Origin of the sequence: Longitalea arenae (genome assembly GCF_016924755.1) — a bacterium.
Lineage (GTDB): Bacteria > Bacteroidota > Bacteroidia > Chitinophagales > Chitinophagaceae > Niastella > Niastella arenae.
In genome coordinates this window covers 71,965-85,332 of record NZ_JAFFJX010000014.1, presented here as the reverse complement: position 1 = coordinate 85,332, position 13,368 = coordinate 71,965, and the positions used below count along the sequence as shown (strand labels likewise).

Annotated in this window: 10 protein-coding genes; 5 read left to right on the top strand and 5 right to left on the bottom strand. The window is 48.3% G+C overall.

Annotation, left to right across the window (positions count from 1 at the left end; genetic code table 11):
- Window positions 1–40: 40 nt before the first annotated feature.
- Window positions 41–781, bottom strand: coding sequence for an SDR family oxidoreductase (locus JT717_RS22405; protein ID WP_205513277.1), 741 nt, complete (start codon window positions 779–781; stop codon window positions 41–43).
- 170 nt (window positions 782–951) lie between these two features.
- On the opposite strand from JT717_RS22405, the gene JT717_RS22400 reads away from it, so the two are divergent.
- The 5 genes from JT717_RS22400 (at window position 952) to JT717_RS22380 (ending at window position 5,867) form a co-directional block, all read left to right on the top strand.
- Window positions 952–1,101 carry a hypothetical protein gene (locus tag JT717_RS22400; protein WP_205513276.1) on the top strand — a complete coding sequence of 50 codons (150 nt, stop codon included), beginning with the start codon at window positions 952–954 and terminating at the stop codon, window positions 1,099–1,101.
- Window positions 1,102–1,126: 25 nt separating this feature from the next.
- Window positions 1,127–1,861, top strand: a complete 735-nt coding sequence (locus JT717_RS22395; protein WP_205513275.1) for an SDR family NAD(P)-dependent oxidoreductase — start codon at window positions 1,127–1,129, stop codon at window positions 1,859–1,861.
- 140 nt (window positions 1,862–2,001) lie between these two features.
- Window positions 2,002–2,643, top strand: a complete 642-nt coding sequence (locus JT717_RS22390; protein ID WP_205513274.1) for a (2Fe-2S)-binding protein — start codon at window positions 2,002–2,004, stop codon at window positions 2,641–2,643.
- A complete protein-coding gene (locus JT717_RS22385; protein WP_205513273.1) occupies window positions 2,640–3,623 on the top strand; it encodes an FAD binding domain-containing protein in 984 nt (327 codons plus the stop codon). Before JT717_RS22390 ends, JT717_RS22385 begins: the two co-directional genes overlap by 4 nt.
- 9 nt (window positions 3,624–3,632) lie before the next feature.
- Window positions 3,633–5,867, top strand: a complete 2,235-nt coding sequence (locus JT717_RS22380; RefSeq protein ID WP_205513272.1) for a xanthine dehydrogenase family protein molybdopterin-binding subunit — start codon at window positions 3,633–3,635, stop codon at window positions 5,865–5,867.
- Window positions 5,868–5,875: 8 nt separating this feature from the next.
- On the opposite strand, the gene JT717_RS22375 is transcribed toward JT717_RS22380, so the two are convergent.
- The 4 genes from JT717_RS22375 to JT717_RS22360 form a co-directional block, all read right to left on the bottom strand.
- On the bottom strand, window positions 5,876–6,796 hold the full coding sequence (locus JT717_RS22375; protein ID WP_205513271.1) for a helix-turn-helix domain-containing protein: 921 nt from the start codon (window positions 6,794–6,796) through the stop codon (window positions 5,876–5,878).
- A gap of 252 nt (window positions 6,797–7,048) precedes the next feature.
- Window positions 7,049–7,801: an SDR family oxidoreductase gene (locus JT717_RS22370; RefSeq protein WP_205513270.1), complete on the bottom strand. Its 753-nt coding sequence runs from the start codon at window positions 7,799–7,801 to the stop codon at window positions 7,049–7,051.
- 206 nt (window positions 7,802–8,007) lie between these two features.
- Window positions 8,008–9,990 (bottom strand): RagB/SusD family nutrient uptake outer membrane protein, encoded by a 1,983-nt coding sequence (locus JT717_RS22365; protein WP_205513269.1) that lies wholly within the window; start codon window positions 9,988–9,990, stop codon window positions 8,008–8,010.
- A gap of 13 nt (window positions 9,991–10,003) precedes the next feature.
- The gene (locus tag JT717_RS22360; protein WP_205513268.1) at window positions 10,004–13,123 is read right to left on the bottom strand and encodes a SusC/RagA family TonB-linked outer membrane protein; all 3,120 of its coding nucleotides are present in this window, start codon (window positions 13,121–13,123) and stop codon (window positions 10,004–10,006) included.
- Window positions 13,124–13,368: the final 245 nt, after the last annotated feature.

Here is a 13,368-nt window from a genome sequence, read left to right as displayed (position 1 = left end):
ATGCATAGCTGAAAATTTAAAGGTGATGGTATGGTTGTCTTTATGCCATGGCGCCGTTTACGCCAATGGTTTGTCCGCTGATCCATTTGGCATCGTCACTGGCCAGGAAGCTGACCACCTTGGCGATATCCTCCACTTCACCCAGGCGGTTAAAAGCATTGAGTGAAGCCAGGCGGTCAATTTGTTCCTGGGTTTTGCCTTTCGTGAAAAGTTCGGTATTGGTAGGGCCGGGCAAGATGGCGTTGACCGTGATGCCTCTGGCGCCCACTTCTTTGGCAAATACGCGGGTCAATTGTTCCACAGCAGCTTTGGTGGCAACGTAAGTGGAATAAAAGGGAGTCATGACCCGGGTTTGCGTGGTAGACGTATTAATAATGGTGCCTCCATCGGCCAGTTTGGTAGCCGCCTCACGCATGGTATTGAAGGTGCCCCGTACATTGATCTCGAACTGACGGGTAAAATCCTCATCGGTAGTATCTTTCAGCAGTTTTGTGATCATGATGCCGGCATTGTTGATAAGTACATCGATCTTGCCATAGTGAGTTATGGCTGCATCGAAAAGGGCCGCCACCTCAGCGGGTTTGCTTACATCGGCTTTCACGGCGATGGCATCGCCGCCATTATCCTGGATGGCCTGCACGGTTTGATCGGCTTCGCTTTGAGCGCCTGCATAATTGATGACTAATTTGGCGCCATGGCCGGCTAATTTTTTAGCAATGGCGGCGCCGATCCCTCTGGAAGCGCCTGTAACTAATACTACTTTGTTATGTAAGCTGTTCATATAACTTTGTTTTAATTGTTTGTTTTTGTGCGATTGACAACACAAAGATGGCTTTTGAGCGGCGCCCGGAACGTACAAGATTTATAGCATGAGTTGCAAATTTCTAAGATCAGATATGTAAGGGGGCTATCTGACCGGGGGGTGGCCATGAAATTGCAGGGATGGTAGCTATGTCGGCCCATACCAGAGAAGTTTGCCGGTTCCATGACCGGCGGCATTGCAGCAACGCAGGAAAGATCAATGAAGCGAATGAACGTTTACCAAAAGGGGATGTAAAATATCGCTTTGTCATTGAGGTAAATTCATTTAAAAAAGCATAAAACCAGTACAAGTTCATTCATATAGATGGCAAGAATATTTATCACCGGTTCGGCCGATGGCCTTGGGCAGTTGGCGGCCAAGGCGCTGGTTGCCCAGGGGCACCAGGTGCTGCTTCACGCCCGCAATGAAAAAAGAGCCAATGAGGCAATGGCCAGGGTGCCGGGTGCAGAAGCTGTGGTAACAGCTGATCTTGGCAGCATGGAGCAAACCATTCAACTCGCCTCAGTAGTGAATGCGTTGGGAAGCTTCGATGCCGTGATCCATAATGCAGGTGTATACAATGCGTCGGCAGAAGATATACTTATGGTGAACACCGTAGCACCCTATATCCTTACCTGCCTGATAAAAAGACCGCGGCGGCTGATCTACCTGAGCTCTGGCATGCATATGCAGGGCCGCTTTCAGCCCGGAGATCTCCAAAACGGAAATAGCCGCATCAGCTATTCAGATTCAAAACTGCATGTGGTGATGCTTTGTAAGGCAATTGCCCGTAAATGGCCGGATGTATATGCAAATGCACTGAACCCCGGTTGGGTGCCCACTAAAATGGGTGGGCCCGGTGCTCCCGACAGTTTTGAAAGTGGTTATAAAACCCAGGTGTGGCTGGCCGTAAGCGATGATGCAAAAGCGAAAGTAAGCGGATATTACTTTAGTCGCCATAAACCAGCACCTTGTCATCCGCAGGCAGACGATGTACAGCTGCAAGACAAACTTCTAACCCTTTGCGCCCGCTTGACAGGTATTTCGGTTCCTGAATAGCGTTTAGGCGCAGCAATTAGGGCAATGTTTGAAAATCGTAATGATTGGTTTGATTTTCATAACTTTCAGGATAGTAACTACGATACCTTTGGACAGCCTGATTCGGTAGCAAAATTGTAAGCCGATAAAATCAAAGCAGTATGGCAACAAAAGGATCGTACCATGATCAGTCAGACGACAAGGCTGCCAATGAAGGGCGGCGAAAATTTTTAAAGCAATCTTCCCTGCTCACTGCGCTTGCCGTAGCGCCCACCCACCTGGTAAAGGCCGCTGAATCTGAAATAGACGAAAAGGCAGCCGCTTATTTCGAACAGGTGCCTTTGTCAATAGAGGTAAATGGCGCCCACCACAAATTGTCTGTAGAGCCCCGCGTTACTTTGCTGGATCTGCTTCGCGAGCAACTGGCATTGTCAGGCACCAAGAAAGGATGTGATCATGGCCAGTGTGGGGCCTGCACGGTACATGTTAATGGAAAGCGGGTGCTTTCCTGTATGTCGCTTGCCGTGATGCAGGAAGGTAAAAAAGTGACCACCATTGAAGGACTGGCCGATGGGGATCGATTGCATCCCATGCAGGAAGCTTTTATCAAACACGACGGCTTTCAATGCGGTTATTGTACGCCCGGTCAAATAATGTCGGGCATAGCCTGTATCAGGGAAGGACATGCCAATTCAGAGGATGAGATCCGCGAGTACATGAGTGGAAATATATGCCGCTGCGGGGCTTACCCCAATATTGTAAAAGCTATTGCTGATGTAAAAAAGGGAGGGCAGCAGTTATGATCAACTTCGATTACCTGCGGGTTTCCACCCCAAAAGCTGCTATTGAAGCATTGAGCAGGGACAGCAATGCCCAATGGATCGCCGGTGGCACTAACCTCATCGATCTCATGAAAAAAGGGGTAATGGCCCCGCAAAAGCTGATTGATATCAGCAACCTGCCATTAAAGGAGATAAAAAAGGAAGGTGGTAAAATACATATTGGCGCCATGGCGCTGAACAGCGATGTGGCCGAAAACGAATTGATACAAAAAGAACAACCACTGCTTTGCCTGGCGCTTAAAGCCGGCGCTTCGCAGCAATTGCGCAATATGGCTACTGTTGGCGGTAACATGATGCAGCGCACTCGCTGCCCTTATTTTTATAATACAGATCTGCCTTGTAACAAGCGGCAACCTGGTTCCGGCTGCGGCGCCCTGAAAGGGTTTAACCGGATGCACGCCATCTTTGGCGCATCCGATAAATGCATTGCGGTTCATCCCAGCGATATGTGTATTGCGTTGGTTGCTTTAGACGCTGTGGTATTGGTGAACGGGCCTAAAGGGGACCGGCGTATTCCATTTTCAGATTTTCACCGCCTGCCGGGTGAAACGCCTCAAAAAGATAATACCCTCGATAGAGGCGAATTGATCATTGGCCTGGAAATACCGGACAATCCATATAAAAAGAATGTGCATTATTTAAAAGTGCGAGACCGCTCATCCTATGCTTTTGCACTGGTATCAGTGGCTGCTGCCCTTGATCTGCAGGGCAACAGTATCAATGATGTTCGCCTGGCCATGGGCGGCGTAGCGCACAAACCATGGCGCTTAAGCGAAGCGGAGGCATTTCTTAAAGGCAAAAATGCTTCGGAACCTGTATTCCGCGAGGCAGCGCAGCTAGCCATGCGCGGCGCCAAAGGGTATGGACAGAACAACTTTAAATTAAAACTGGCGCCGAACACCATCGTTGAAGCATTAAAAACAGCCGCCGCAAAATCATAAAAGAATGTTATGGGTAAGCACTTTTTCTTCGACAAAAATGATCCCATCGACCGTGTTGATGGCAGGGCAAAAGTAACCGGTACAGCCACCTACTCGGCTGAATACAAAGCACAAAATATGGCCTACGGTTTTTTGGTGGGCAGCACCATAGCAAAAGGCCGTATCAAAAGCATGGAAACAAAAACGGCGGAGCGCGCACCCGGTGTACTGGCCGTCATTACTCATTTGAATGCACCCAAGCTGCCTGGTTATCAAACAGGCAAAGATCCTTCAAAACCACCCGCAGCCGGGCAACCCCTGCGCATCTTTTATGACAATGAAATATTTTATTACGATCAGCCCATTGCATTGGTTATAGCCGACACTTTTGAACGCGCAGTGTATGCTGCAAAGCTGGTAAAAGCGCAATATGAAAAGGCAGAGCATCAAACCGAACTGAAAACGAACCTGGCCAGAAAAAAAACACCTACCGGCCCCCGCTTTGAAGATTATAAACGGGGAGAAGCTGATGCCTATAAAAATGCACCCGTAAAAATTGAAGAGGAATATTACCATCCCATTGAGGTGCATAACCCTATGGAGTTGGGCAGCATCATTGCGCGCTGGGAGGAAAAGGATAAAGTAACGGTATTTACGAAAACGCAGGGCGTTGAAGCTACGCAACGTTCAATCGCCGGTGCATTTAAGTTGCCACTGGAGAATATTACCGTTAATGCCGAACATATAGGCGGCGCCTTTGGTATGGGACTGCGTACCTGGCCTTATGAAATTGCAGGCGTCATGGGCGCCCAAAAAGTCGGCCGCCCTTTAAAACTGGTATTGCACCGCGAACAGATGTTTACCAATGTAGGCCATCGTCCTGAGACCATTCAAAAGATCGGACTCGGCGCAACACCAGACGGTAAACTCGTGGGCCTTACCCATGAAGCCATCGCAGACACTTCATCGTATGAAGAATTTACGGAAGCAACCGTAAACATCTCGCGCTTCCTGTATGCCTGTCCGAACGTAACGACCCGTTACCGGCTGGTGCCGCTGAATATTTGCACGCCGATCTGGATGCGCGGACCGGGGGAAGCTACCGGTGCATTCGCATTGGAATCGGCTATGGACGAACTGGCCTTTGCCCTGAACCTCGATCCACTTGAATTCCGGCTTAGGAATCACGCGGATACAGATCCTGAGCGCAATCTTCCCTGGTCGAGCAAACATGTTAAGGAATGTTATGAGATGGGCGCGGAAAAAATAGGCTGGGAAGAACGAAAAGCGCAACCGGGTGCTGTAAAGGATGGAGAGTGGTTGATCGGTTACGGTATGGGCACCGGCTCTTTTGGTGCGTTTCGTGGTGCCGCTACCGTTAAAATAAAGCTGGAGCCGGATGGTAAACTGTTGCTGCAATGTTCTGTAAATGATATGGGGCCCGGTACCGCCACCATGATGACCTCCGTAGCCTCCAATGAATTGGGAATACCGGTGAACAACATAAAAGTGGAAATGGGCAGCACCAATTTGCCGCCGGGACCCACACAGGGCGGATCCACCGTTACATCTACAGTTGGTGCAGCCGTTCAGGAAACCTGTGTTGCCTTAAAAGAAAAAATAGCTGAACTGGCCGGGAAAGAAGGTTTGGCTTTTCATAAAGCCAATGTACAAACGGTAAAAGCCGAAGATCTCCGGTTCTCTGCAAGCGGCATTTCATTAAAAAAAGATGATACTCTCACAATAGCCTATAGTGACCTGTTTTCCCAAAACGGATTAACTACGCTTGAATTGACCCGGGAATCCAGGGGCAAACAACAGCCATTTTCCATGTATTCCTTCTCCGTGCATTTTGTGAAATTGCGGGTGCATCCGCCAACTGGCCGAATCAAAATAGATCATGTGGTGGCTTGTGCCGATGCTGGTGCAATTGTAAGTCCAAAAACAGCCGCAAGCCAAATGATCGGTGGGGTAGTGGGCGGCATCGGAATGGCGTTAATGGAAGATATGGTGATTGATCACCGCTTTGGAAGGCCGGTCAACAACAACCTGGCCGATTACCATGTGCCGGTGAATGCTGACATACCTAATGTAGACGTGTTGTTTGTGAATAAAAAAGACCCGCATACCAATCCCATGGGCTCAAAAGGCCTGGGTGAAATTGCTCTTGTAGGCGTTGCTCCGGCAGTTGCCAATGCAGTATTCAACGCTACCGGAAAGCGCATCCGGTCATTGCCCATAACACCTGATAAGCTCATTGATTAAGCGCCCGGTTAAACCAGTTGCCTGCGATAATCGGCGGGGCTTTGATGGGTGTGTTTCTTGAAATAATTACTGAAATGCGAAGCTTCCAAAAAGCCCAGTTTGGCGGCAATTTCTTTTATATTCATCGATTTGTCCTGCAGCATCACCTTGGCTTCTGCAATGGTTTTATCGGCGATCCAGGCAGTAATGGATTTGCCGGTTTTGCTGGTGATCACGCTCGATAGATAATTGACGTGCAGGAATTGTTTGTCGGCATAATCCTGTACCCGCAGCTGGGTGTCGGTTTTGCCGCTGGCCAGGTCGCGGAAATGCTGCTCGAGGTTTTGCTTGAATGTTTTTACGATCTGCGAGCTGCGGTTGCCTTCATAAATCGGATTATAATCCTGGAAGAAATACTCCTTGATCTTCAGCAGCAGCGTTACGACCGAACTGCCAATCACCTTGTTCTTGTAAGGGGACTGCCCATGGTGTTCGCGGTAAATGAATGTATACAGTTCTTCAATGATCACAAATTGCTCAGGAGTTAATACCCTCGGTTCAACCGTTTCAGTGAGCAGGAATGAGAATTCGCGGTAGATATCCGGATGAACCTGTTCCTTTAAATATGATTCATTAAAAACAAGCAGGCAGGTATCGGTGATCTTATGCCATTCAAACCTGCGAAAATTACCGGGGTTGGTAAAATAAACAGTTCCGGGCACCATGGGAAAATTAAGATCGTCGATGGTATAGTTACCGAATGCATCTTTTATAAAAAGAAAGCTGAAGAAATTGGGCCGGAAGGGTATGGAAGAGACCGGATATTCACTGAACAGGTCTTGCAGGTACAGAATGGAAAACCCGGAGCTTTGGTCGATAACGCTGTGCGAAAGCCCCATGAGATCGTACAGTTCGTTCAGGGTCTTAACTACAAGATTTTTGGTTGACATGACCAGAATGTAGGGAATTAGTTAATATACTGATGAGTTGACCGATTAGCAAGTTAATAAGAAACCGTGAGAGGGTTCGATACCCTGGCCGGATAACAAATGAAAAACCTGTAAGGTACGCCGCATGAGCCTGCACATTTATTCTTGGGCGTACCTGACAGGTCGGTTAGGTTGCAAAAGCCGACCAGTCAGCTGCCATTTATTAGCTGGAAGTGCAAGACCGGGTGACGAACCTTACAGGGCGGCCGGGTATTACTGCGTAGCCCCGCCATTGACCAGCAGATGCTGTCCGTTTACAAAGGAACTGAGATCGCTGGCGAAGAACTCGGCAATATTGGCTACGTCTTCCACTTCAGCCAGGCGTTTCATGGGACAACTTTCAATCAATGATCTTCTGAGTTCAGGATAGCTATTGGGGTCGGCAAAAATGCCTGAGTGGTCTACGGCAAATGGAATGATGGAGTTTACGGTAATACCGCGATGACCGATCTCTTTCGACAATACATCAACCAGGTAACGGGGAACGGTTTTACTGCCGCCGTATATTGCCATTCCGGGAATGGGGAAGGAGGTGGTGCTGGAAGCGATGTAAATGATACGGCCATTGTTGGCTACCTTAAGCGCCGCCTGTTGCATGGTGAAATAGGCGCCTTTGGCGTTGATGGAAAACAAGCGGTCGAACTGCTCCTCGGTGAATTCGGTAACCGGGGTCTCCACCATTTCAATACCGGCATTGGCCACTACGATATCGATCTTACCAAATGCATGGATGGCTTCTTCAAAAAGGCGTTTGATATCGGCTACTTTGCTAACATCCGCCTGCACTGCGATCACCCGGGCGCCCATGGCAGTGATATTACTTACTACTTCATCAGCAGAAGCTTTGTCGCGGGAATAATTGATAACGATGTCGGCGCCAAGGGCGGCATAACGTTCTGCGATGGCTTTGCCTAATCCTCTTGCTGATCCGGTAATTAAGGCTACTTTGTTTTTTAAGGAGTTCATAAGTTTCGTTTTTAGTTGTTTGTATTATTTGTTTGTGTTTGTACCGATTGACAACACAAAGATGGCTTACGAACGAGCCTTGGAACGTACAAGGATTATAGCATGAGTTGTAAATTTCTAAGAATGATGATTTTGAAATAAAAAAGGAGTGCCATCCGCCAGCTGGCGAATGGCACTCATCCTGTTTCCTTTAATAATCTTATTGTCTATTGATATCCTGGATTCTGGTAGGCCGCTTTTTCTTCGGCTGTAAATTCCATACGGTCCATCTGGTCTTGCGGTATCGGCCGCAAATAATGTTTCGGCTCAATAGTACGCGTTACCAACTGCGGTGTATGATTGCCATACGCAGGACCGGCAATTTCATAGGTGCCGGCAAGTTCATTCCACTTTTGTGTACGAACAAGATCGAACCAGCGATGACCTTCGCCGAAATATTCCCGGGAACGTTCTGCCAGAATATAATTGATATCTATGGTGGCAGGTGTGGCAGCTACCATAGCAGCGCTATTGTCTGCAATTAAGGGCGCATTCTCTTTGTTGGAGAACTTCCACTTACCCGCTCTCGCACGGATCACATTGATCAGATCGCGGGCGCTTTTGCCGGCTGCCGGAGTAGCGCCTTTAACGGCTGCTTCAGCAGCTATAAAATACAGCTCGGAGAATTTGGCGATCTTGAAGGGACGGGTGCTGGTGGCATTTGGCTGGCCGAGACCTGCGCCATTATCGGTCCTGTATACGCCGATCTTCCACAAGTTGGGATATACGATCCTGCTGATGGCCCGGGGTGTGATCACCCAGTCAGCCCTGCCGTTTATTTGGCCGGCGCCAATGTTATTGGCAGCGGGTTTACCGGGAAAAGTGGCTCCGGAAGGATAGGTAATAGCAGGGGCCAGCGATTCATCATCGAGGAACGTTAATATGGGTTGCCCCGGTGTAACCGGTAAACCGTTGGCATTGTATAATGTGGCATTAGTTGTGCCGCCTTTTGGCCAGTTACCTCTGTATACGGTAGTGAAAGTACCGTCATACCGCGAGTCGAGCGTTTTATCGGCAAATGTATTGGTAATAGCTCCGATAGTGGGGGCCATACGTGTATATGGCCGTCCTAAAGCCTGGGCCGCTTCACGCTGTACCGAACTAACGCCCGCACCTGTACCTGTGGCATCGGGCGAGCTTCTGATCACTGTATAGTTAAAGGTTACCATCCATGAGGCGGAGTTTCTGCCATTGCCTGACTCTGCATCAAAACAGGCAAGACAAGCACCGTTATAAAACTCGCTTTCCTGCGTATGGTCGGCATACAGCAACATTTCCTTGTTGCGGTCATTGCCGCCCACATGAAGGTCATAGAATGTATTTTCCAGGCCGTACGGACCGGGGTTATCAATAGCCTGAACAGCTATATCATAGGCTTTTTGAAAATACCATTGTGCATCATGGCCATCGGGGTCCGTTCTACTGGTTAACGGATAGGTTGGAATATTGTTAGGATTCTGCAACCACCAGCCATAGGTTAAATACGCTTTTGCCAGGTAAAGCCTTGCCACTGTTTTTGTAACGCCGCCGGTTACCCGGGGTGTAGCCGGTAACTCATCAACTGCCTGCAGCAGATCTGGGAAAACGGCTTTAGTATATACTTCAGGCACTGTGTTGCGTACAGATTTCCTGGAAGGGGCCGTGTTGAATTTTAATTCGCCTGCACCGAGGTCCAAAGGCACGCCGCCAAATGTTTGCACCAGCAGAAAATAATCGAAAGCGCGGAAGAACCTGGCTTCAGCGATCAGCGAAGCGGGGAATGTACCCACGGCAGCGGCGTTCTCGATAATCCCACTGGCGGTATTAATGTTTGAAAAGGCGGTTCCCCATAATACATCGGAGCGGCTGCTGGCCGGCGTTAAATTTCCCACCCCGCTGAGATCGGCGTCCTTGAAGTTGGCATCAGCCGATGAGGCCCAGGTATATTCATCGGTACCGGTCTCCAGCGAGTTATAAAAATAGGGTTGGCCGTATATAAAGCGAAGATGGGCATACTGTGATGTTATTCCGCCCTGCACGCCTTTTTCAGTTTTAAAGAAATTGGGATCGTAAAAGCTGCGCGGCTCTTCCTCCAAAACTTTTTTACACCTTGAAAATAACAGCATGGTACATGCTGATAATACAAGTGATCTTATAAGCAAATGTTTCATAATGCTAAATGATTTAAAATGTCAAATTAACGCCAACAATATAATTCCGGGTCGATGGGCTGTTATAGCCTACAGTAAGAATGCGTCTCAGCAGATTCGGATTGGAACTGATCGCTCCGGTTGAAGAAACATTCTCGTTACCGAAGGAGTTGGTTTCAGGATCAAGCCCCGATTCTTTATGAAATGGCGAGAACATGACAAAAGGATTTTGAGCGGTAAAGTACATCCGCATTTTAAGACTCGAATTTCTCAGCAGGCGCTGGTTGAAGTCATAACCCAATGTGATGGTGCGTATTTTCAGGAAAGAGCCGTCAAAGTAACTGAGCGTGCTGCCATACTTCGGGTTATCGCTGCTTACAATACCGCCGGGTTTGGGATATTTTGCACCTGTATTTTCCGGTGTCCAGTAATCTACATCTATATTGTTGCGGCGGCCGCTCAACAAATTAAGATAGCCGCTTGCTCCATGGATGGTACTGAAAAGTATACCTCCCTTTCTGAAAAAACCTACTACCCCAAGATCGAATCCTTTGTATGAAACACGGGTATTGAAGCCGCCCTGGAAATCAGGGTCCACATCCAGCACCTGTCTGTCAGCCGGTCCAATGGCCCGCTCCGGTGTGCCGTCTGACTTATATCCGCCGGTATATTTTACTTTGATCATGCCCACATTACCACCTGGCTCCAGCGTTGTTAAATAAGGATCGTCTTTTTGCCACAGGCCTTCTCTCTCGTAATCATAGATCGCATTGATATTGTGGCCTACAAACCACCAGTTCCCTTCATCGCGGGTTTGTCCGGAAGCGAGGGACACCAGTTTGTTTTTATTTACAAAGAAATTAATGCCCGCATCCCAGGTAAAGCCATTCAGGTTGTCGAGGATCGTACCGTTCAACCCAAGTTCGAATCCTTTGTTCTCCGTTGCGCCGATATTGGCTGTATAGCTGGTTACACCAGAAGTTGGCGGCAGGTCGAGGCCGAGCAAAATGTCTTCGGTCTTGGTAATATAATATTCGATGGTACCTGACAAACGATTTTTGAGTATGCTGAAGTCAACCCCAAAATTCCAGGTCTTGGAGAACTCCCATCCTAAATTGGCGTTTGGCAATTGAGATACATACAGTCCGGTGGAATAATTGGTAGGGCCGAAATTGTAAGGTCTTGTGGCCAGTTGTCCCAGCGTTGCATAGGGGTTGATCGCCTGGTTGGAGGTTTGCCCAAAACCTGCCCGTAATTTCAAATTGTCGAATATAGGAAGGCCCTGCATGAACGATTCATTCGTCAGGTTCCAACCTACAGATATTGCCGGATAGGTATGCCATTGATGACCGGGGGCCAGCCTTGAAGATGCATCCGAACGCACGGTAGCAGAGATCATATAGCGGTTATCATACGAATACATCACACGTCCCATTACCGACTGAAGTCCCCATAACTGGTAGTCCTGGTTAGCAGGGTCTATGGTTATTTGTCCTGCGGCCTGCCCGATGTTATAAAATTGAAAGTCATCGGACTGTATGTCACGCGCCGCCATATTCGACCTGTTGTATTTATTCTGTTCTACAGAATACAGGGCCACCGCATTGAAGGTATGTTTGCCAAAAGTGCGGTCGTAAGTAAGCAGGTTTTCGAGTGTATAGTGAACGGTATTCCTGTTATCAACAGAAGCAGAGGAAGCCGTATTCGGGTTAAGCGCATCGCCTACGCCTGCGCCGGTATAGGCGCCATTATGTGTTTGGATATAATCGAGCCCCAGGTTCACTCTGTATTTCAATCCATTGAGGAATGGCGCTTTCACTTCGCCATAAATAGCATTGTAGGTAGCGAAGCCGCGGGTTTCGTTTAACCACTGGTCATTGTCCCTTAAGTTCTTAACAACGTCTTTCGTGTAAACAAACTGGTTGTCTGCCGCCATGCGGATGCCTCTTTTCAAAGAGCCGTCTGCATTGTACGGGGAAGAAATAGGCGTCATGCTTAAGGTATTATAAAGGCCTACCTGGCTTCCTTCAGTTTGATTGTAGTTGGTATTGGTAGTAACGCCGAAACGGAAGAGTTTGCCCACCTGTTGGTCTATTGAACCGCGCAGTGAATAACGTTTGTATTGCTGAGTAGGCACCACACCCTGGTTCAGGTAGTAACCGCCGCCGAAATTGTAACTGCCCGTTTCAGAACCTCCTGAAAGGCTGATATTGTGGTCAGTAACGATGCCCGTTTGATAAAACAGGTCCTGCCAGTCGGTATTGATGCTGTCTGCCTCATCCTGTCCGTTTGGATATTGATTGGCAGCTTTACGCAGTGCAACAAACTTGGGCCCGTCCATCATGGGATATTTGGCAAACACTTTCTGTGCGCCAACATAACCGCTGTAATTGATGCGGGGTTTCCTGTTCTTGCCGCCTTTGTCGGTTGTGACGAGGATAACACCATTGGCGCCGCGCGAACCGTAAATAGCCGTGGCTGATGCGTCTTTTAGTACATCGACGCTCTTTATATCATTCGGGTTAATGTCGGCCAGCGATCCGATAAAGGGGATCCCATCCAGTACGATCAATGGATTGTTGTCGGCACTGAGTGAGCGGGTACCACGAATTCTGATTTGCATGGTAGCACCAGGCCGCGTGGAAGTTTGCGCAATATCCACCCCGGGTAAACGCCCCTGCAGGGCTTGCGAGATATTGGGTGAAGGTACTTCGCGCATTTTTTCGCCGCCCATGGAAGCAACGGAGCCGGTCACCGCTTCTTTCCGTTGAGTACCATATCCTACCACCACTACTTCACCCAGATCGGATGACGCGGGAGTAAGTTCAATATTGATCGTGTTATCATCACCTACGGTAACTTCTTTCGTTGCATAAGTAACGCTTGAAACAACCAGTACGGCGCCTTTCGCCGCAGGAATAGAATAGCTGCCGTCGACACCAGTATTAGTACCAACAGCGCTTCCTTTAATACTTATCGAAGCGCCAGCCACAGGTTCCCCTGTATTGTTTGTGACTTTACCTCTGACCGTATTCTGAGCATACGCTGCCGTCCCTGCGAAGCAGCTTAATAAAACAAGCAAGGTCATCGCAAGCACTTTCTCCCATAACAGCCTTTGCAGGCTCATTTTTTTGGGGTGTTCAATTTTATTCATATTCATCGTTTTGATTATAGAGCTTTTATTGTTTTGATACCTTCAAACGCAGCAACAAATACAAGCAACCGGAGCTAACCAGAGTAGGGCAATGCATAGGCAGGCAGGACCAGGAACAGTTGGTGAAGAACTATCCTGAAACCCGGCATATAAATAAAAAGTAATGGATTAATTGTCTGTTGGAGAAGCAGTTAGAGTGTTGCATACGGCGTTTTTTAAGCGTGTTCAATCGTTGGGCCAGTCAG